At 73.5% G+C, this 20,582-nt stretch carries 18 protein-coding genes; 3 read left to right on the forward strand and 15 right to left on the reverse strand.

Translation table 11 applies throughout. The annotated features are described in order from the left end of the window. Positions 1-40: 40 nt before the first annotated feature. Genes WCD74_RS18105 through WCD74_RS18125 form a run of 5 tightly spaced genes read right to left on the reverse strand, consistent with a single transcriptional unit; the run spans position 41 to position 6,143 of the window. Positions 41-796, reverse strand: coding sequence for a maleylpyruvate isomerase family mycothiol-dependent enzyme (locus WCD74_RS18105; RefSeq protein WP_337696269.1), 756 nt, complete (start codon positions 794-796; stop codon positions 41-43). Between the two features lie 16 nt (positions 797-812). Next, positions 813-1,139, reverse strand: a complete 327-nt coding sequence (locus WCD74_RS18110) for a Rieske (2Fe-2S) protein (protein ID WP_337696270.1) — start codon at positions 1,137-1,139, stop codon at positions 813-815. Continuing rightward, a complete protein-coding gene (gene nirB, locus WCD74_RS18115; protein WP_337696271.1) occupies positions 1,136-3,697 on the reverse strand; it encodes a nitrite reductase large subunit NirB in 2,562 nt (853 codons plus the stop codon). The genes WCD74_RS18110 and nirB overlap by 4 nt, the downstream gene beginning before the upstream one ends. Beyond that, positions 3,697-4,044, reverse strand: coding sequence for a molybdopterin oxidoreductase (locus tag WCD74_RS18120; RefSeq protein ID WP_337696272.1), 348 nt, complete (start codon positions 4,042-4,044; stop codon positions 3,697-3,699). Before WCD74_RS18120 ends, nirB begins: the two co-directional genes overlap by 1 nt. Further along, positions 4,041-6,143, reverse strand: coding sequence for a molybdopterin oxidoreductase family protein (locus WCD74_RS18125; RefSeq protein WP_337696273.1), 2,103 nt, complete (start codon positions 6,141-6,143; stop codon positions 4,041-4,043). Before WCD74_RS18125 ends, WCD74_RS18120 begins: the two co-directional genes overlap by 4 nt. Before the next feature lie 244 nt (positions 6,144-6,387). Here WCD74_RS18125 and WCD74_RS18130 point away from each other — a divergent pair, with 244 nt between their 5' ends. Together WCD74_RS18130 and pntB are read left to right on the forward strand one after the other, a co-directional pair. Beyond that, positions 6,388-7,923 carry a Re/Si-specific NAD(P)(+) transhydrogenase subunit alpha gene (locus WCD74_RS18130; RefSeq protein WP_337696274.1) on the forward strand — a complete coding sequence of 512 codons (1,536 nt, stop codon included), beginning with the start codon at positions 6,388-6,390 and terminating at the stop codon, positions 7,921-7,923. Beyond that, positions 7,920-9,323 carry a Re/Si-specific NAD(P)(+) transhydrogenase subunit beta gene (gene pntB / locus WCD74_RS18135; RefSeq protein WP_337696275.1) on the forward strand — a complete coding sequence of 468 codons (1,404 nt, stop codon included), beginning with the start codon at positions 7,920-7,922 and terminating at the stop codon, positions 9,321-9,323. Before WCD74_RS18130 ends, pntB begins: the two co-directional genes overlap by 4 nt. Positions 9,324-9,372: 49 nt before the next feature. Here the strand turns inward: pntB and WCD74_RS18140 are convergent, their stop codons facing one another. The 10 genes from WCD74_RS18140 to WCD74_RS18185 all read right to left on the reverse strand — a co-directional run bounded on the left by WCD74_RS18140 (position 9,373) and on the right by WCD74_RS18185 (position 18,902). Beyond that, positions 9,373-10,398 (reverse strand): LLM class flavin-dependent oxidoreductase, encoded by a 1,026-nt coding sequence (locus tag WCD74_RS18140; protein WP_337696276.1) that lies wholly within the window; start codon positions 10,396-10,398, stop codon positions 9,373-9,375. Positions 10,399-10,533: 135 nt separating this feature from the next. Next, a complete protein-coding gene (locus WCD74_RS18145) occupies positions 10,534-10,929 on the reverse strand; it encodes an ankyrin repeat domain-containing protein (protein WP_337696277.1) in 396 nt (131 codons plus the stop codon). Then, positions 10,926-11,495: a hypothetical protein gene (locus WCD74_RS18150; protein WP_337696278.1), complete on the reverse strand. Its 570-nt coding sequence runs from the start codon at positions 11,493-11,495 to the stop codon at positions 10,926-10,928. The genes WCD74_RS18145 and WCD74_RS18150 overlap by 4 nt, the downstream gene beginning before the upstream one ends. A 73-nt stretch (positions 11,496-11,568) precedes the next feature. Beyond that, a complete protein-coding gene (locus WCD74_RS18155) occupies positions 11,569-12,786 on the reverse strand; it encodes an alkaline phosphatase family protein (protein WP_337696279.1) in 1,218 nt (405 codons plus the stop codon). Positions 12,787-12,819: 33 nt separating this feature from the next. Continuing rightward, positions 12,820-14,481, reverse strand: a complete 1,662-nt coding sequence (gene mctP, locus WCD74_RS18160; protein ID WP_373696098.1) for a monocarboxylate uptake permease MctP — start codon at positions 14,479-14,481, stop codon at positions 12,820-12,822. Beyond that, positions 14,478-14,735 carry a DUF3311 domain-containing protein gene (locus WCD74_RS18165; RefSeq protein ID WP_337696280.1) on the reverse strand — a complete coding sequence of 86 codons (258 nt, stop codon included), beginning with the start codon at positions 14,733-14,735 and terminating at the stop codon, positions 14,478-14,480. The genes mctP and WCD74_RS18165 overlap by 4 nt, the downstream gene beginning before the upstream one ends. A gap of 67 nt (positions 14,736-14,802) precedes the next feature. Beyond that, complete coding sequence (locus WCD74_RS18170; protein WP_337696281.1) at positions 14,803-15,441, reverse strand: DedA family protein; 639 nt, start codon at positions 15,439-15,441, stop codon at positions 14,803-14,805. A gap of 115 nt (positions 15,442-15,556) precedes the next feature. Further along, complete coding sequence (locus WCD74_RS18175) at positions 15,557-17,383, reverse strand: phosphoenolpyruvate carboxykinase (GTP) (RefSeq protein ID WP_337696282.1); 1,827 nt, start codon at positions 17,381-17,383, stop codon at positions 15,557-15,559. A 221-nt stretch (positions 17,384-17,604) separates the two neighbouring features. Further along, the gene (locus WCD74_RS18180; protein ID WP_373696100.1) at positions 17,605-18,498 is read right to left on the reverse strand and encodes an NAD-dependent protein deacetylase; all 894 of its coding nucleotides are present in this window, start codon (positions 18,496-18,498) and stop codon (positions 17,605-17,607) included. Positions 18,499-18,551: 53 nt separating this feature from the next. Continuing rightward, positions 18,552-18,902: a hypothetical protein gene (locus tag WCD74_RS18185; RefSeq protein WP_337696284.1), complete on the reverse strand. Its 351-nt coding sequence runs from the start codon at positions 18,900-18,902 to the stop codon at positions 18,552-18,554. Positions 18,903-18,973: 71 nt separating this feature from the next. On the opposite strand from WCD74_RS18185, the gene WCD74_RS18190 reads away from it, so the two are divergent. Beyond that, complete coding sequence (locus tag WCD74_RS18190) at positions 18,974-20,572, forward strand: FAD-dependent oxidoreductase (protein WP_337696285.1); 1,599 nt, start codon at positions 18,974-18,976, stop codon at positions 20,570-20,572. Positions 20,573-20,582: the final 10 nt, after the last annotated feature.

Below are 20,582 nucleotides of genomic sequence, written 5' to 3' on the forward strand. Positions count from 1 at the left end.
CTGGCTGCACGAACGAGTCGTTCGTTCCGGCCGGGCGACGTCAGCCCAGGGCGGAGACGGCGAACCAGTCCCGGGCCACCGCGGGCTCGCCGATCACCTCGGCGTGCCCGAGCTCCGCGCGTCCGGTGACGACCGCCAGCAGGTCGACGGCCCGTCCGCGCACGGCCACGTCGGCCTTGACGTGCTCGCGCGTGATCGCCACACCCTCGGGTCCCCGCCGGATCAGCCACTCGCCGTCGGGGGCGTCCGTGACGTGCAGGTGGATCGTCTCGCCGGAGCCGCGCACGCGCCGGGACCCGCTGCGGTAGGCGGTGAGCAGGTCGTACCACTCCGCGATGCCGTCGACGGCGAGCTCGGGGGCGACGTCGGCGAGCGGCTCGAACCCGACCGCGAGCTCGGCGTCGAGCCGGTGCACGAGCGTCTCGTGGAGCTGGCGCCGCTCCCAGAACGCGAGGTCCACGGAGCCGGTGAAGCCGCCGTACTCCCGGTCGCGGTCGGCGCCGGCGAACGTCGCGACCAGCGCCGCCGCCCCACGGAGCAGCCACGTGGCGACCTCGTCCCGGGACTCCGGCGGCACCCCGTCCGGGACCTCGGCGTCGCGGGCGAGCATCTGCTCGGCGCCCGTCGTGATCGTCGCGGTCACGCGACGGTGCACGCGCCCGAGGTGGGTGGCGAGGTCGCGCACGGTCCAGTCGCCGCAGGTCGGCACCGGCGCCGCGAGGTGGTCCCCGGCGGCCGGGGCGCTCACCGCGTCGGCGAACGCGGTGGCCTGGAGGAGCAGCTCGTCGCCGGTCACGGGAGCAGAGCCTGCCCTACGGGGCCACGAGACTCACCACGAGTTCGCCGTCCTCGTCGCTCGCGCTGTACACCGCGACGTCGTCGACCCCGCCCCCGGAGACGCACGCCCCCGTGGTCAGCCGGAACTGGTGGTTGTGCAACGGGCACATCACCACCTCCGCGTCGACGAGCCCGTCGGCCAGCGGCCCGCCCCGGTGCGGGCAGGTCGCCCGCAGCGCGTGCAGCCCGCCCGACCGCGGCCGGAACACCGCCACGGGCTCGTCCCCGACCAGGAACGCCCGCCCCTCTCCGAGCGGGATCTGGGCGACCGGCCCGAGCCGTACCGACAGCGCCCCGGTCACGACCGCACCGGGACCTGCGGCAGCGGCACCATCGGCAACGCGTCGTGGAACTGGCCCGGCGTCGCCTCCCGCTGGTCGGCGGCCCAGGGGTCGACGTAGGCGTCGACCGCCTGCTGCATCCGCGCGTCGAGCTCCGCCGCGATGCCCTCCGTGTCGTCGACGACCACGGCGATCAGGTGGTCCAGACCCACTCGCGGCACGAAGTCGTACGTCCGCTCGAGCCAGTTGGCGTTCTCCCGGTAGTACTGCAGGAACCGGCCGGTGATGCGCACGGCCTCGTCGTGCGAGTCCACGGTCGCGAGCACGTCGCCCTTCCGGATCGTCGCGCCCGCCGCCCCGCCGACGTAGATCTGCCACTGCCCCCCGTCGACCGCGACGAGCCCGACGTCCTTGACCATCGACTCCGCGCAGTTCCGCGGGCAGCCGGACACCGCGAGCTTCATCTTCGCCGGGCCCTCGATGCCCTTGTAGCGCTCCTCGAGGTCGATCCCGAGCTTCGTGGAGTCCCCGAGCCCGAAGCGGCAGAAGTCGGTGCCGACGCAGGTCTTCACCGTCCGGAACGACTTCCCGTAGGCCCACCCCGACGGCATGTCCAGGTCCGCCCACACCTCCTGCAGCTTCTCCTTCGGCACGCCGAGCAGGTCGATGCGCTGCCCGCCGGTCAGCTTGACCATCGGGATGTCGTGCTTCTCGGCGACGTCGGCGATCCGGCGGAGCTGCTCCGGCGTGGTCACCCCGCCCGACATCCGTGGCACCACCGAGAACGTGCCGTCGCGCTGGATGTTGGCGTGCACCCGGTCGTTGATGAACCGGCCGTCGCGCTCGTCGACGAACTCGTCCGGCCACATCATCCGCAGCAGCGCCGTCAGGCCCATCTTCGAGCCGACGTGGTCCCTCCCCTCCGGGGCGAGCGCCTCGAACACCGCCGAGACGGACCGGAGGCCCCGCGACCGGATCTCCGCCATCAGCGTCGGCTTGTCCAGCGGGATGGCCGGCACGTAGTACGAGTCGGCGGGATCCTCGGCCCCCGCCCCGCCCAGCGCCGCCTCGACGACCTCCGTGACGAGCCCTTTGCACGACCCGCAGCCCTTGCCGGCACGGGTCGCCGTCATGCACGCCGACACCGACTCCGCGCCGCCGTGCACGCACGCCACCAGGTCGCCCTTGGAGACGCCGTTGCAATGGCAGATCTGGGTGTCGTCGGGCAGGTCGGCGGCCGAGGCCGAGCCGCCCGCCGCGCCCAGGTCGAACAACAGCTTGACCCGCTCCTCCGGGAGCGCCGAGCGGGAGTCGAACGCCTGGGTCAGCGCCGCGACCTTCGAGACGTCGCCGACCAGCGTCGCCCCGATCAGCGTGCCGTCGCGGATGATCACGGTCTGGTAGACCCCGCGGCCGGTCTCGGAGAACTGCACGAACTCGTCGGTCGCACGCTCCGGGGTCTTCAGGCCCATCTGCGCGACGTCGACCCCGGCCACCTTGAGCTTCGTCGCGAGCCGCGACCCGTGGTACTCCGCGTCCGGGTTCGCCCCGGTGACGACGTCGGCGAGCACCTCCGCCTGCTCCCACAGTGGCCCGACGACGCCGTAGACCTCGCCGCGGTGCTGCGCGCACTCGCCGACGACGAAGATCGACTCGTCGTCCACCGAGCGCATCCGGTCGTCCACCACGATCGCGCGCTGCGTCTCGAGCCCGCTCACCATCGCCAGCCCGATGTTGGGGCGGATGCCCGCGGTGACGACGACCATGTCGCACGCCAGGTCCGACCCGTCGCTGAACCGCACCCCGGACACGGCCCCGTCGGAGACGAGGAGCTCCGAGGTCCGCACCCCGAGGTGCATGTGCATCCCCAGGTCCTCGAGCTTCGAGCGCAGCACCTTCGACGCCTCGGCCTCGAGCTGCTGGTTCATCAGCACCTCGGTCGGGTGCACGACGTGCACGGCCACCCCGTGCGCCTGCAGGCCCGCGGCCGCCTCCAGCCCGAGCAGACCGCCCCCGATGACGACGGCCGTCCGGTGCTCCCGGACGTGCGCGAGCATCCCCTGGGCGTCGTCGAGCGACCGGAACCCGAACACGCCCGGCGTCAGGGCCGTCCGCGACGCCCACATCCCCTCGACGGGCGGGAAGAACGAGCGCGAGCCGGTCGCCAGGATCAACGTGTCGTAGGCGGTGACCGACCCGTCGTCGCCGAGCACCACCTTGGCGTGCCGGTCGATGCGCACGATCCGGACGCCGGCGTGCAGCGTGATGCCGTTCTCGGCGTACCAGTCGACGGGGTTGAGGAACAGCTCGTCGTCCTCCCCGCCCGAGGCCGCGTTCGCCAGCACCTCGGAGAGCAGGATGCGGTTGTAGTTGCCGTACGGCTCCTCGCCGAAGACCGTGATGTCGAACAGGTCCCCGCCGCCACGCGCGAGGATCTCCTCCAGCGCCCGGGCCCCCGACATCCCGTTCCCGACGACGACGAGCCGCGCGCGGGCGGGCTCCGGGGTCCCGGCCCCGGCGGGTCGCTCCTCCAGGGCCGTCCCCGAGGGTCGAGCTCCGCTCCGCTGCGTCTCCGTCATCAGACCTCCACCAGACCGCAGTCGACGACGAGCGTCCCGGACACCCCGGTGGGCGCGGAGAAGTGGATCTCCACCGTGCTGCCGGCGAGCAGGTCCTCCACCACCCGCAGCGAGACGTGCATGTCCGCCGTCGCGCCCACCGGCAGCCACCGGGCGGGAGCGCCGTCGAAGACGAGCACCACTGTCGCGAGCTCGTCGGAGGAGTTGCCGGCCCGCACGTAGAGCACCTGGCCGGTGACGCCCTCGGGCACGGTGTAGGTCAGCGACGGGTGCAGCAGCGCCGGCTTGTCCAGCCCCTGCCCCTCGAAGGCGAACGCGCCCTGCAGGAAGCGCGGTGTGGTCATCATCGGGCGTCCTCCGTGGTGGTGGGTTCCAGCGCGACCGCGCAGACCTTGAACTCCGGCATCCGGGAGGCCGGGTCAAGCGCGGGGTTGGTCAGGTCGTTGACCGTCTGCTCGCCGCCCCAGTGGAACGGGGCGAACACGGTGTCGCTCCGGATCTCCCGCGACAGCCGGACCCGCATCCGCGCGGTGCCGCGCCGCGTCCGCAGCCGCAGGTCGCCCCCGTCGGCGACCCCGACGCGCGCCGCGAGGTCGGGGTGGATCTCGACGACGGGTTCGGGCTCGGCCTCGAGCAGCGTCTTGGTCCGCCGGGTCTGGGTGCCGGACTGGTAGTGGGCGCGCGAGCGGCCCGTCGTCAGGCGGTAGGGGTACTCGGCGTCCGGGGTCTCGGCCGATGCGCGGTGGTGGACGACGTGGAAGCGGGCCCGACCGTCGGGAGTGGCGAAGCGGTCGGTGAACAGCCGCGGGGTGCCGGCGTGGTCGTCGTCCGGGCAGGGCCAGAAGACGCCGCGCTCGGCCTCGATGCGCTCGTAGGAGATGCCCGCGTAGTCCGCCTTCCCGCCCGACGAGGCGCGGCGCAGCTCGTCGAACACCGTGCGCGGGTCGTCGGAGAAGAACGCGCCACGCCCGAGACGACCGGCCAGGTCGTGCAGGACCTGCAGGTCCGAACGCACGCCTGTCGGGGCCGCCACCGCCCGTCGCCGGCGCAGCACCCGGCCCTCGAGGTTCGTCATCGTCCCCTCCTCCTCCGCCCACTGGGTGACGGGCAGGACGACGTCGGCGAGCTCGGCGGTCTCGGAGAGGAAGAGGTCGGAGACGGCGAGGAAGTCCAGGGCCGCCAGCCGCTCGCGGACGTGGGCGGCCCGGGGCGCGCTCACGGCGACGTTCGAGGCCATGACCAGCAGCGCCCGCACGCCACCGGACGTCCCGAGACGGTCGAGCATCTCGTAGGCGGACACGCCGGGCCGCGGCAGCTCGTCGGGGTCCACCCCCCAGATCCCGGCCACGTGGGCGCGCGCCGCGGGATCGGCGAGCATCCGGTAGCCGGGGAGCTGGTCGGCCTTCTGCCCGTGCTCGCGACCGCCCTGCCCGTTGCCCTGGCCGGTCAGCGTCGCCCACCCCGAGGACGGGCGGCCGGGCAGCCCGAGGGCGAGGGCCAGGTTGATCCACGCCAGCGCGGTGTCCGACCCCGTGGCGTGCTGCTCGGCGCCCCGGGCGGAGAGGATCATCGTGGCGCGGGACTCCGCCAGCATCCGCACCGTGCGCTCCATGACCCGCACCGGGACGCCGGTGATCCGCTCGACGCGGTCCGGCCAGTACTGCCGCGCCGCCCGCCGGACCGCGTCCCACCCGGTCGTCCGGTCCGCGACGTAGGCGGTGTCGACGAGCCGGAGCTTGATCGCGAGGTGCAGCAGCCCGTTCGCGAGCGCGAGGTCGGTGCCCGGCACCGGCTGGAGGTGCACGTCCGCCGCCGCGGCGGTCGCGGTGTACCGCGGGTCGACGACCAGATGGCGGGCCCCGCGCTCGCGCCCGGCGGCGAACCAGCGCATCGCGGGCGGCATCGTGTCGGCGGGATTGGACCCCACGAGCAGGACGGTGTCCGCCCGGGCGACGTCCGCGAGCGGGAACGGCATGCCGCGGTCGATCCCGAACGCGCGGGTCGACGCCGACGCGGCGCTGGACATGCAGAACCGGCCGTTGTAGTCGATCGAGGCGCTGCGCAGCGCCACCCGCACGAACTTGCCGGCCTGGTAGGCCTTCTCGTTGGTCAGGCCGCCCCCGCCGAACAGCCCGGCCGCGTCCGGCCCGAACCGCTCCTGCGCGACCGTCAGCCCCGCTGCGACCCGGTCCAGCGCCTCGTCCCAGGTCGCCCCCCGGAACGGCTCGTCGCGGTGGTCGCGCACCAGCGGCGTCGTCAGCCGGTCGGGGTGGACGAGGAGCTCGGCGGCGCTGAGGCCCTTCTCGCAGAGCCCGCCGCGGTTCGTCGGGAAGTTCGCGCCGGCCACTGCGTACCCGCCGCCCGCGGACTCCGGCCGCGCCGTGATCGTCATGCCGCACTGCAGGGAGCAGTAGGGGCAGTGCGTGTCGATCGGACCGGCAGCCACGACGACCCACGGTGCGTGCCGGCCATTGCACCGCCGTTACGCGGGCGCTACGGCTGCGCGAGCGCCCCGTGAGCTCCCCGAGCCCGGTGCGACGGTGATCACCTCGATCGTTCAGCCTGCCCCGAAGCGAGACAGGTCACATCCTGGGGCCAGGCCCAGGTCTACTGTCCGCCGCACGGCGGTCGGTGGACCCGGCAGCCGGAGCAGGCCCCCCGAGCGGGGCCCGACGAGAAGGGGCGCGAGCGTGCGCATCGGTGTCCCCCGGGAGACCCGGGAACGCGAGACCCGTGTGGCGGCGACGCCGGCGACGGTGATCGGGCTGCAGAACCTCGGCTGGACGGTCACCGTCGAGCCGGGCGCCGGCGCCCGGTCCGACGTCCCCGACGAGGCCTACGTCGCCGCCGGGGCCGAGCTCGGCGATCCGTGGTCGGCCGACGTGGTCCTCGCCGTGAACACTCCGGCACCGGACGACCTGGCGCGCCTGCGCGCGCGGGCGACGCTGGTCTGTCGCGTCGCGCCCGCCCAGCACGCCGAGCTGGTCGCCGACCTCGCCGCCCGGGGCATCACGGTGCTGGCCACCGACGCGGTGCCCCGCATCTCGCGGGCCCAGTCGCTGGACGTGCTCAGCTCCATGGCCAACATCGCGGGCTACCGCGCGGTGATCGAGGCGGCCAACCGGTTCGGGCGCTTCTTCACCGGACAGGTCACCGCCGCGGGCAAGGTGCCGCCGGCCAAGGTGCTCGTGGCGGGCGCCGGCGTGGCCGGGCTCGCGGCGATCGGGGCGGCGTCGTCGCTGGGCGCGATCGTCCGGGCCACCGACCCCCGCCCCGAGGTCGCCGAGCAGGTCAGCTCGCTGGGCGGGGAGTTCCTGACGGTGGACGTGGAGCAGGAGCGCTCCACCGACGGCTATGCCCGCGCCACCTCGGAGGCCTACGACCGACGCGCCGCGGAGATCTACTCCGAGCAGGCGGCGGACGTCGACATCGTCATCACGACCGCGCTCATCCCCGGCCGCGCCGCCCCCCGCCTGCTGACCGCGGCCGACGTCGCGTCGATGAAGCCCGGCAGCGTCGTCGTGGACATGGCCGCGGGGATGGGCGGCAATGTCGAGGGCTCCGTGCCCGACGAGGTCGTCGTCACCTCGAACGGCGTCACGATCATCGGCGACACCGACCTCGCCGCCCGGCTGCCCGCCCAGGCCTCGCAGCTCTACGGCACGAACCTGGTCAACCTGATGAAGCTGCTCACGCCCGAGAAGGACGGCGAGCTCGTCCTGGACCTCGACGACGTCGTCGTGCGCGGGATGACGGTGGCGAAGGACGGCGAGGTGATGTGGCCGCCGCCCCCGGTGTCGGTCTCGGCCGCGCCCGCCGCGGCGCCCGCGATCGAGGAGTCCACGCCCGTCGTCGAGCCGGCGAAGCCCCGCTCGCCCGCGTGGCGCTACGGGGCGATCGCCGCCGGGCTGGCCCTGCTCTTCCTGGCGACCGCGTTCGCGCCCGCCGAGCTCGCCACGAACCTGACGGTCTTCGTGCTCGCCGTCGTCATCGGCTACTACGTCATCGGCAAGGTGCACCACGCCCTGCACACGCCGCTGATGTCGGTGACCAACGCGATCTCCGGCGTGGTCGTCGTCGGCGCGCTCCTGCAGTTCGGGCAGCACGGCCCCGTCGTGTCGGTCCTCGCGTTCGTCGCGATCGTGCTCGCCAGCATCAACATCGTCGGCGGCTTCGCGGTGACCCGCCGCATGCTCGCCATGTTCACGAAGGGTCCGGCCGCATGAGCCCCGAGACCGCGGCCACCGCCGCGTACATCGTCGCCGCCCTGCTCACCGTGATGAGCCTCGCGGGCCTCTCGCGCCACGAGACCGCCCGCAACGGCGTCGTCTACGGCATCGCCGGCATGACGGTGGCCCTGGTCGCCACCGTCGTCCTCGCCGCCGGCTCCCTGGAGGCCGGCGCGGTCGCCCTGCTCGTCGCGGGCTTCGTCATCGGCGGCGGCATCGGGCTGTGGCGGGCCCGCGTGGTCGAGATGACCGGCATGCCCGAGCTGATCGCGCTGCTGCACAGCTTCGTCGGACTCGCCGCGGTGCTCGTCGGGTGGAACGGCTACCTGGAGGTCGAGGCCCTCGGCGCGGCGCAGACCACGGTGGCGCCGGAGCTGCTCGGCATCCACTCGGTCGAGGTCGGCGTCGGCGTGTTCATCGGCGCGGTGACCTTCACCGGCTCGATCGTCGCCTACGGCAAGCTCTCCGGGCGGATGAAGTCCCGGCCGCTGACCCTGCCGGGCAAGAACGCCCTGAACCTCGGCGCCCTCGTGGCCTTCGCCGGGCTGACCGTGGCGTTCGTCGTGACGCCGTCGCTCGGCGTCATGATCGCGATCACCGCCGTGGCCCTCGTGCTCGGCTGGCACCTGGTGGCCTCGATCGGCGGCGGCGACATGCCGGTCGTGGTGTCGATGCTGAACAGCTACTCCGGCTGGGCCGCGGCCGCGTCGGGCTTCCTGCTCGACAACACGCTGCTGATCGTCACCGGCGCGCTCGTCGGCTCGTCGGGTGCGTACCTGTCGTACGTGATGTGCCAGGCGATGAACCGGTCGTTCCTGTCGGTGATCGCCGGAGGGTTCGGGGTGGAGTCCGGGACGGCGGCGGCGGTCGAGGGCGAGCACCGGGAGGTCGGCGCCGAGGAGGTGGCCGAGATGCTCCGCGAGGCGTCGTCGGTGGTGATCACCCCGGGCTACGGCATGGCGGTGGCGCAGGCGCAGTACCCGGTGGCGGACCTGACGCGGCGCCTGCGGGACAAGGGCGTCGAGGTCCGCTTCGGCATCCACCCGGTCGCGGGCCGCCTCCCCGGGCACATGAACGTGCTGCTCGCCGAGGCCAAGGTGCCCTACGACATCGTGCTCGAGATGGACGAGATCAACGACGACCTCGCGTCCACCTCCGTCGTCCTCGTCATCGGCGCCAACGACACGGTCAACCCGGCCGCCATGGAGGACCCGGGCAGCCCGATCGCCGGGATGCCGGTCCTGCGGGTCTGGGAGGCCAAGAACGTCGTCGTGTTCAAGCGCTCCATGGCGGTCGGCTACGCCGGCGTGCAGAACCCGCTGTTCTTCCGCGAGAACACGTCGATGATCTTCGGCGACGCGAAGAACCGGGTGGAGGACATCGTCGCGGCGCTGTAGGTGGCTTCGCCTCGTGAGTACTTGTGGCGGTCATGACCGCCACAAGTGCTCACAGGCCGACAGGCACCCTGGTCCCCAGCGCCTCGGCGACGAGCCGCACCGAGTCGCGGCGCTCCGCCGGGTCGTGGATCGCCGTGGTGATCATGAGCTCGTCGGCGTCCGCCTCGCGGGCCTTGCGCTCCAGGTCCTCGGCGACCTGCTCGGGGGTGCCGACGGAGACCTTGGACGCCATCGAGCGGGCGACGTGCTCCTCGGCGGCCGACCAGTCGTGGGCGAGCGCCTCCTCCGGGCTGGGCAGCGGGCCCGGGTTGCCGGTGCGCAGGCGGGCCATCGACAGCGCGTTGGCCCGGCCCAGGGCGTACGCCCGCTCGGGGTCCGGGTGGGCGATCGCCGCGGCACCGAGGATCACGTGCGGCCCCTGTGCTCCGGCGGCGTCGCTGGGCCGGAACGACTGCCGGTAGATGCGGGTGGCCTCGCCCGCGTCGGCGCCGCCGAAGTGGCCGGCGTAGGCATAGCCGGTGCCGAAGGCGGCGGCGGCCTGCGCGCCGTAGTAGCTGGACCCGAGGATCCAGACCGGCGGCAGCGGCACGTCGTCCGGCGCGGCCACGATGCCCGCGAACGGGTGGTCGGCGTCGAAGCCGTCGACGTAGCCGCGGAGCTCCGAGAACTGGTCCGGGAAGTCGTCGGCGGTCAGCGCCTCGTGCGAGCGGCGCAGTGCGATCGCCGTGCGCGGATCCGTGCCGGGAGCGCGGCCGATCCCGAGGTCGACCCGCCCGGGGAACAGCCCCGCGAGCGCGCGGAACGTCTCCGCCACCTTCAGCGGGCTGTGGTTCGGCAGCATGATCCCGCCGGAGCCGACGCGGATCGTGCTGGTGGCGCTCCCGACGGCGGCGATCATCACCTCGGGCGCGGAGCTGGCCACGCTGGCGATCCCGTGGTGCTCGGCGAGCCAGTACCGGCGGTACCCGGCGGCCTCCGCGGTACGCGCCAGCTCCACGGTGTCGTGCAGGGCCTGCGAGGCGGGCGCACCGGAGGGGACCGGGGAGAGGTCGAGGATCGAGATCGGGATGCGCATACCGGGGCAACGCCGCGATGCGACAGCGTCATCCCGGATCCGCCGCCGTGCACCTGTCCGAGTGCGACATGGTGCAGGTCGGCGGGCGCCGGAAGGTGCGTGACGTCGCACTCGCGGCCGAACGCCCGCCTCCGGTCACGACGGAGGAAGGAGCACGGCCAGCAGGTCCTCGCGGCCGAACATCCGGGCGGTGTCGACGGCGGTGGGGTGCCCGCCCAGCGGGTCCGCCCCACCGTCGAGCAGGGCGCGCACCACGTCGTCCTCGCCCTTGAACACCGCGCCCGCCAGGGGCGCCTGGCCCCGGTCGTTGACCCGGTCGACGTCGGCGTCGCGGGCGATCAGCACGCGGACCGCGTCGGCGTGGCCGTGGTACGCGGCGAGCATGAGCAGGGTGTCGCCGGAGCCGTTGGTGAGGTTCACGGGCACGCCCGCGTCGACGTAGGCCGCCAGGGCCTCGGCGTCGCCGCCGCGGGCCAGGTCGAACAGGCGGCCCGCGAGCTCGGCGACCTCGGCGGGCGCGTCGTCGGTCACGAACGGGTCAGCGGCGCGGCGACGTCGGGGTCCGGCGTGGGGTCCGGGGTGTCCTCGCCGTCGTCGTCGCGGCCCCACCCGCAGTACGGGCACCAGGGCTCCACGCGGCGGTGCAGCACGGTCAGCGCCATCGTGCCCAGCGGCAGCAGCAGCACCAGATCGCCCCAGCCCGGGCGGATGAACAGGCCGGCGGCCACCCCGACGGCGGCCGCGGCGATCAGCACCGTGATCCCGGCCGTCGTCGTCGCGGAGTGGAAGAGGCGCAGCCAGTGCCGGCGCCGCTCGACGACCCGCGCCGGGTCGGACGGGCTGTCGGCGATGCAGCGCAGGCACAGCCGGTCGTCGTGGGCGAGGGTGAACAGCTGCACGACGATGAACACCAGCACCGCGCCGAGGGAGACCAGGGTGGCGTCGCGGACGTCGGAGAACCCGGCGACGATCGCCACCGCGATCAGCGGACCCCCGACCAGCAGCGGGTGGTGCGCGACGGACGCGCGGACCCGGACCAGCAGCGAATCGGGAGCCTCGTCCCGGCTCCCCGCGTCGTCGTGCACGTGCCGGCTCACGGGCCACCCCTTCCCACGTGCGCTCGTGAAGGCAGCGTATGGGCCGCACCGGCATCGCGCGACCACGGGTGGGTCATCCGCGGACGACCACGAGGGGGATCCGCTGCTCCGCGGGTGTCAACGAGCCGTGGTGGCCGACGAGCGCGGTCTCCCGGGGCTCGTTGCGGGAGCGGACGAGGGTCCAGTGGCCGCGCGCGGCCGCGACGACGTCGCCGATGCGGCCGCGGGCCACGTCGGTGACCTGCGGGCCGAACCAGCCCGCCTCGACCGCCTCCTCGCGGGACACCACCCAGGCCGCGTCGCCGAGCTCGGAGCGCCAGGCCGCCAGGACGTCGTCGGCGGCGCCCGCCACGGCGTGGACGTGGCGGACGCGCGTCTCGCCCGCGAGACGCCGCACCCCCGCGAGCAGCATCGGGGAGTGGTCGAGGTCGACCTGCCAGCCGCGGTCGGTGGCGACCATGCCGTGGTCCGCGACGACCAGGAGCACCGTTCCCGGCCGCAGGCACTCCGCCAGCGCGGCGACCAGGCGGTCGACGACCTGCAGCTGCATCCGCCACGGGAGCGACCCCGGTCCGTGCTGGTGGCCGATCATGTCCAGGTCGCCGTGGTATGCGTAGACCAGCGCCCGTTCCTCCGGCTCGACCGCCATCCCGTGCAGGAACTCCGCCGCGAGGTCGCCGAGCGCGGACACGCCGTGGAAGCGCCCGCCGCGCAACGCCGCCCGGGTCAGCCCGGAGCGTCGCTGGACCTCCGGGGCGACCTGGGTGACGGCGACGCCGTGGCGCAGCGCCTGCTGGAGCACGGTGGGCCGTGGCTGGATCTCCTCGGGCGGGAGCTCGGTGAGCAGGTCGACCGGGTCGGTCGCGCCGTGCGAGCACCAGCGCAGGGTGTTCAGGACGACGTCCGGGGCCGCCTCGGGCTCGTCGAGGGCCGGGACCCCCATCGAGTAGCCCTCGATGCCGTGCGTGCCGGGCGTGAGCCCGGTCCCCAGCGAGGTGATGCTGACCGCCGTCGTCGCGGGGAAGCACGAGGTCAGCTCCCGCGAGTCCGCGGACCGGGCCAGTTCCAGCAGGGCCGGCGCGTCGTGCGGGTGCGCCGCCAGCAGGTCCGCGCCGAGCCCGTCCACGAGCAGGACCCCGGCGGCGTGCACGTCCCCCGCGTGCCGGGCGACCCCGAGCGTGTCCGCGAACCCGGGCACCCCGAGCGCGGCCGCCATCGACGGCATCACCTCGGTGATGGTGCCGTGCCCGTAGGCCGGGAGGAACGGCTCCTCCGTCGGCCCCCTGGTCATGCCGCGCGATCGTAGGGGGCCCGGCGCGGACCGTCAGACGCTGGACACCGCGTCCGGCGTCGTCGACTCCGGCACGCGGGTGGCGTGGTAGTCGCCCGAGCGGGTGTGGTCGGCGCCCTCGCGGGTCTTCGCGGCCCGCAATACGAACGTGACGACCACGGCCACGACCAGGTTGCCCACCAGCGCCACCGCCCCGACGTAGATCTGCACCCGCGAGCCGCCGAAGGGCGTCCACCCGAAGATGTCCAGCCCGCCGAGCGCGAGCGCCGAGCCGCCGAAGTGCTGCTTGCCGTTGGCCGGGTTGGGGATGCCGTAGAGCATGATCATCCCCCAGATCAGGCCGACCGCCCAGCCTGCGAGCAGCGCCCACCGGTGGAACCACCGGGTGTAGAGCGCGATCGCGACGGCGGGCAGCGTCTGCAGGATGATCACGCCGCCGATCAGCTGCAGGTCGACCGAGAACTGCGGGTCGACCACGACGATGAACAGCACCGCCCCCACCTTGACCACGAGCGAGGCGAGCTTGGCCTGGCGGGCCTCGTCGCCGGGGGTCGCGTCGCGGCGCAGGAACTCCTTGTAGATGTTGCGGGTCCAGAGGTTGGCCGCCGCGATCGACATGATCGCGGCCGGCACCAGGGCACCGATCCCGATCGCCGCGAACGCGACACCCGCGAACCATGCCGGGAACTGGCCCGCGAACAGGGCGGGGACGATCGTGTTCGAGTCCGGGCGCCCGGTGGAGCCGTTGACGATCGGCCTGGTGCCCGCCGCGATCGCGACGTAGCCGAGCAGGGCCAGCAGGGCGAGCAGGAACGAGTACGCCGGCAGCGCGGTCATGTTCCGCCGGATCGTCGCGCGGCTGGAGCTGGACAGCACCCCGGTCACCGAGTGCGGGTAGAGGAACAGGGCCAGCGCCGAGCCGAGGGCCAGCGTGGCGTACTGGAGCTGGTTGTTCGCCGTCAGCAGGGTCGAACCCGTGGGCTGCCCGGTGGAGGGCGAGGGCTGTGCGAGCTTCGCGGACCCGGCGTCGAAGATCGCGCCGAAGCCGCCGAGCTTCAGCGGCAGGTAGATGATCGCGACCAGGATGACGATGTAGATCAGGACATCCTTGACCACCGCGATCAGTGCCGGCGCCCGCAGCCCGGACTGGTAGGTGTAGGCCGCGAGCACGACGAAGGCGACGAACAGCGGGGCGTGGCCCCAGAACCCGGAGCCGTTCAGCCCGATGGTCCGCAGCACCGCCTCGAGGCCCGCGAGCTGCAGGGCGATGTAGGGCATCGTCGCGACGATCCCGGTGACCGCGATCGCGAGCGCCAGCAGCGGCGAGTCGTAGCGCCCGCGGACGAAGTCGGCCGGGGTCACGTATCCGTGCACCCGCGAGACCGACCACAGACGCAGCAGCGGCAGCATGACCAGCGGGAACGCGATGATCGTGTAGGGCACCGCGTAGAAGCCCAGCGCGCCGGAGGAGAACAGCAGCGCCGGGATCGCGACGAACGTGTAGGCCGTGTAGAGGTCACCGCCGAGCAGGAACCAGGTCACCCACGACCCGAACCTCCGCCCGCCGAGTCCCCACTCGTCGAGGTGGTTCAGGTCGTCCGCGCGCCGCCACCGGCTGGCCATGAAGCCCATGACCGCCACGGCGAGGAACAGCAGCAGGAAGACCACCAGCTGCACGACCTGTGCCCCGGTCACCGCTGCCCCTCCTCGTCGTCGTGCCGCGTCACGAGGTGGACGGTCAGCGTGCAGACGATCCCGATCGGGATGACCGCGATCTGGAACCAGTAGAAGAACGGGAGCCCGACGAGCGTGGGCTCGCGGACGTTGAACAGCGGCGTGATCAGGCTGACGAGCGGGACGAGCAGCAGCAGGTTCCACGCGCGGAACCGGAACGACGGCTGCGCGGGCGCCGGATCCGGGGTATGCGGATCCAGGGTGGATGACGACATCGGCGGTCCTTCACTCCTCGGCGGACGCGCGGATGTTAGGCGTGCGAACAGGTACGCACCAGAGTGTCTACTGCTCGGTAACCCCTTCCGTCCCCGATGCCCGATTTCTTTTCCGACGACGGGTCTCACGCCACACCAGGACGCCCGCGACGAGCACGACGACGGGCACCGGTCCCCAGGCGAGGTAGCGCGCGACGGTCTCCAGCGACAGGGCGAAGACGAAGCCGAGGAGCACGCAGCCGCCTCCCCAGAGGACGCCGCCGACGGCGTTCCACGGCAGGAACGTGCGCAGGTAGGGCATCCGGGCCATGCCGGCGAGGCCCGGCACGAGCGCGCGCAGCAGGGCGGTGCCCCGGCCGAGCAGCACGGCCTTGCCGCCGTGGCGGCGCAGGAACTCCTCGCCGGCCCGCCACCGGCGCTCGCCGACGAACCGTCCGGCGCGGGAGGCCTGCAGGCGGGGCCCGACGAGGCGGCCGACCTCGTAGCCTACGGAGTCACCCGCGATCGCGCACCCGATCGCCACGATCATCATCGGGACGAGGGCGATGATCCGTTCGTGCGCGGCGAAGCCGGCCACGAGCAGTGCCGTCTCGCCCGGCAGCACCACCCCGACCATGACGGCGGCCTCGGCGAAGGCGAGCCCCCCGGCGATGACGTAGAGCCAGGGGCCGACCGATTCACCGAGGCCGCGGAGGAACTCCAGCACGGTGTCCCATCGTGCCGGAGCCGCGCGACCCGGCGTCAGGAACCGTTCCGTGGACGAGCGAAGGGCCCCTCCGGTCGATCTACTCGATCGAAGGGGCCCTTCGCTCAGTGCAGGGTCAGGCGCCGAGCCGCTGCTTCAGGGCCGCGAGCTCGTCCCGCATCGAAGTCGGCAGGGCGTCGCCGATCTTGTCGAACCACTCGTCGATCAGCGGCAGCTCCTCGCGCCACTCGTCGAGGTCGACCCGCAGCGAGGCCTCGATGTCCTCGATCGGCTCGGAGAGCCCGTCGATGTCGATCTGATCGGCGGTCGGCACGTGTCCGATCGGCGTCTCGGTGGCGGCGGCCGTGCCCTCGAGCCGCTGGATGATCCACTTCAGGACGCGGCTGTTCTCGCCGAACCCGGGCCACAGGAAGCGGTTGTCCTCGCCCCGGCGGAACCAGTTGACGTAGAAGATCGACGGCAGCTTGGTCACGTCGGCGCTCTTGCCCACGTTCACCCAGTGCGCGAAGTAGTCGCCGACGTTGTAGCCGAGGAACGGCAGCATCGCCATCGGGTCGCGGCGGACCTGGCCCTTGCCGCCCTTGGCCGCGGCGGTCATCTCGGACGACATCGTGGCGCCCATGAAGGTGCCGTGCTGCCAGTCGAACGACTCGGTGACCAGCGGGATCGTCGTCTTGCGGCGCCCGCCGAACAGGATCGCCGAGATCGGCACGCCCTGCGGGTCGTCCCACTCGGTGGCGACGACGGGGCACTGCGAGATCGGCACGGTGTAGCGCGAGTTCGGGTGCGCGGCCGGCTTGGCCGAGCCCGGCGTCCAGTCGTCGCCGGTCCACGAGGTGAGGTGCTGGGGGTCGCCCTCCAGGCCCTCCCACCAGACGTCACCGTCGTCGGTCAGCGCGACGTTGGTGAACAGCGCGTTCCCGTGCTCGATGGTCCGCATCGCGTTCGGGTTCGTGCTCCAGTTGGTGCCCGGGGCGACGCCGAAGAACCCGAACTCGGGGTTGACCGCGTACAGCCGGCCGTCCTCACCGAAGCGCATCCAGGCGATGTCGTCGCCGACGGTCTCCGCGCGCCAGCCCGGGATGGTCGGCTGCAGCATCGCGAGGTTGGTCTTGCCGCAGGCCGAGGGGAAGGCGGCCGCGACGTAGTAGGCCTTGTCCTCCGGGCTGATCAGCTTGAGGATCAGCATGTGCTCGGCGAGCCAGCCCTCGTCGCGCGCCATCACCGAGGCGATGCGCAGCGAGTAGCACTTCTTGCCCAGCAGGGCGTTGCCGCCGTACCCGGACCCGAAGCTCCAGATCTCGCGGGTCTCCGGGAAGTGGCTGATGTACTTCGTCTCGTTGCAGGGCCACACGACGTCGGCCTGGCCCGGCTCGAGCGGGGCGCCGAGCGAGTGCAGCGCCGGCACCCACTCCGTGCCGGACTCCTCCAGGCGCGCCTGCACGGCCGCACCCATGCGGGTCATGATGTGCATCGAGACCACGACGTAGGGGCTGTCGGAGATCTCGACTCCGAGCTTGGGCTGCTCCGCGTTCGTCGGGCCCATGCAGAACGGGATGACGAACATCGTCCGGCCGCGCATGCACCCGCGGTACAGCTCGGTCATGGTGGCCTTCATCTCGGCCGGGTCCATCCAGTTGTTCGTGACCCCGGCGTCCTTGGGGTCGACCGAACAGATGAAGGTCCGCTCCTCGACGCGGGCGACGTCGTCGGGGTCCGAGGCGGCGTGGAAGGAGTTCGGCTTCTTCGCCGGGTCGAGGCGCGTGAAGGTGCCGGCCTCGACCAGCTCGTCGGTGAGGCGCGTCCACTCCTCCGGCGACCCGTCGCACCACACCACCCGGTCGGGCGTCGTGAGCTCGGCGACCTCCGCCACCCAGTCCAGCACCTCGCGGCGCTGCAGCGGCGGGTTCTCGAGCCCGGGGATGGTCGGTGCGGCCGTCATGCCTCGTGTCACTCCTCGTTCGCCGGTCAGTGTCGAGCGACGACCAGGGGGTCGCCACGCAACGGGGTCACGGCCTGAGTGCACCGGCGTGCGGGCAGTCGGGCGGCCGATACACATCGCCGTGCGGCCCCGTCGGAGTACTTCGACGTTAACGACAGATGTTGCACACGGAACCGCCCGCAGGTGTTCGAGGCACCACTTCCACGATCAAGCTGAACGATTCAGGCTCTCAGGGCGCTGACCAGCGCCGGAAGGACCTCACCGAGAGGTGACGAGAGCCGCACGTCCGCCAGGTCGTCGGCGCGGCTCGGACCCGCCGTCACGACCGCGACCGGGGTCCCCGCCCGGGCGGCGGCCCGGGCGAACCGCAGGCCGGACATCACGGCGAGTGACGATCCCAGGACCACCAGGGCCCGCGCCTGCTCTACCCGGCGGAAGCACGTCTCGACCCGCGGCCGGGGCACCGACTCGCCGAAGAACACCACGTCCGGCTTCAGCGGACCGGCGCCGCAGGCCGGGCAGTCCACCATCGTGAAGGCGTCCTCGAGCTCGGGCGGCAGCTCGACGTCGCCGTCGGGGTTCACCTGCGTGTCCCGCAGCCCGGCCACGGCCGCGTCGAACTGCGGGTTGACCCGCGTGAGCTCGGCCTGGACCGCGGCCCGGTCGGACTCCGCCCGGCACGCCAGGCACACCACGCGGGACAGCGCCCCGTGCAGCTCCACCACGTCGGTGGCGCCTCCGGCCTGGTGCAGCCCGTCGACGTTCTGGGTGATCACGTCGGTGACCAGCCCGCAGCGCTGCAGCGCGGCGACCGCCTCGTGCGCCGGGTTCGGCCGGGCCCGCCCGATCTGCGGCCACCCGACGTGGCTGCGCGCCCAGTACCGGTGGCGGGCCGCCGGGTCGTGCACGAAGGCCTCGTAGGTCATCGGGGTGTGCTTCCGCGCCGCACTCGACGGCCCGCGGTAGTCCGGGATGCCGGAGTCGGTGGACATCCCGGCCCCGGAGAGCACGCAGACCCCGCCGGCCCCGACCAGCGCCGCGAGGTCGTTGACGTCGCCGCGCAGCGGGGTCTCGGCGGCCCAGCTCTCCTGCAGGACCGTGCCCGGGTAGCGCATGACGACCTTGCCCACGGCCTCCATGGTGCCCGCGCCGGGCCGGTGCCGTCGGATCAGGCGAGACCGGAGCGGGGACGGCCGAGCAGGCGCAGGATCCCGACGACCACGGCCCCGATCACCAGCCACGCCAGCGCCGGGATGCCGTAGGACAGCAGCACCTGCGCGGTCGGGTTGCCGACCAGGAACAGGTCGCGCAGCCCGAGCGTCAGCGCGTCCGCGGCGGCGGCCACCAGCCGGGCGGCGGTGTTCTCCGGGTTCGCCCCGAGGATCACGAGCACGACGTGGACCACGAGGATCGCGGCGAACAGGCCGGTGATCAGGCGGACGACGCCGCCGACGAGGCCGAGCACGCCGCGCACGGCGCCCCCGGCACGGCTGCCGCGACGGCCGTCCAGTTCGGTCATGTGAGCCGGGTTCCCGTTCCGGCGTGCCGTCCCGCACCCGGGCGGTCACGACTGGGTCACGGCACGACGCCGTGTGCGAGCGGCGGCGCAGCGGCTACTCCTCCGGGGTGCCCACCACCACACCCGTGCTGCCCGCCCACCACGCCTCGCTCTGGCTCGACCGCGACCGTTCGACCCACGCGCCCCTGCGCGGCGACCTGCGGGTCGACGTCGCCGTGGTGGGCGGGGGCATCGCCGGCCTGACGACGGCCGTGGCGCTGCACCGCGCCGGGGTCTCGGTCGCGGTGCTCGAGGCCCGCCACCTCGGCGCCGTGGCCACGGGCAACACCACCGCCAAGATCTCGCTGCTGCAGGGCACCCGGGCCTCGACGCTCGCGCAGCACCACCCGCGGGAGGTCGTCGAGGCCTACCTGGCCGCGCACGGGGCCGGGTTCGACTGGCTCGCCGCCCGCGCCGTGGGCGTCGACTGCGGCTTCGAGCGCGCGCCGGCCGCCACCTTCTCGACGGCGGGTCGCGACAGCGAGGGCGCGCGGACGGTCCGCGCGGAGGCCGACGTCCTGCGTGCCGCCGGGCTGCCCGCCACTCTCGACGCCGACCTGGACCTGCCGTTCGCGGTGTCCGAGGCGGTGACCCTCGCCGACCAGGCCCAGTTCGACCCGGTGCCCTACCTGCAGGACCTCGCCCGGGAGCTGGTGGCGGCCGGCCAGGCGGTCCACGAACGCACCCGGGTCCGCTCGGTGTCGCTGGCCGCCTCGCTCGGCGCGGCCCCGGAGCTGCGGACCGACCACGGCACCGTCCGCGCCGACCGGGTCGTCCTCGCGACCGGCTCCCCGGTGCTCGACCGCGGCCTCTACTTCGCGCGCCTGGAACCCGCCCGCTCGTACGCCCAGGCCGTGCGGGTGCGCGACCAGGACACCCTGCCGCGTGGGATGTACCTCTCCGCGGACTCGCCGACGGTCTCGATCCGCACCGTCGTCGCCGACGGCGAGCGCCGGCTGCTGACCGGCGGGTTCGGTCACCGGGTGGGCACGGAGACGCCGATGTCGGAGCACGAGCGGCAGCTCGCGGACTGGGCCGCGGCCCGCTGGCCGGTCGAGGAGATCACCCACCGCTGGTCGGCGCAGGACTACGAGCCCGAGGACGGCCTGCCGTTCGTCGGGCCGATGCCGCTGCAGCCGCGGGTGCTGGTCGCGACCGGGTTCGCCAAGTGGGGCATGACCGGCGGCACCGCGGCCGGTCTGGCGCTCGCCGACCACGTGCTCGGGCGCGACAACCCCTGGGCCGCGCCCCTCGCCGCCGACCGGCGGCCCCGGGCGAACGCCGTCCCGTCGCTCGCGAGCTACAACGGCCAGGTCGCCCGCTACCTGGCCACCGGGTGGGCCCGCCCCGACCTGCCGTCGCGGACGCCGCTCGCGGAGGGCGAGGGCCGCGTGGAGACGACCCTGCGCGGCAAGGTCGGCCGGTGCCGCGTCGGCGGGGTGGAGCACGAGGTGGGCGCGGTCTGCCCGCATCTGGGCGGCGTCCTGGCGTGGAACGACGCCGCCGCGAGCTGGGACTGCCCGCTGCACGGGTCGCGCTTCGCCCCCGACGGCGCCGTCCTCGAGGGCCCGGTCACCGAGGGGCTGGGCGCACCGCCCGGGTTGAGCCGCATCGTGACCCCGCGGTCGTGAGCGGTCGTGG

This window comes from Actinomycetospora aurantiaca (assembly GCF_037401875.1).
Taxonomy (GTDB): domain Bacteria; phylum Actinomycetota; class Actinomycetes; order Mycobacteriales; family Pseudonocardiaceae; genus Actinomycetospora; species Actinomycetospora aurantiaca.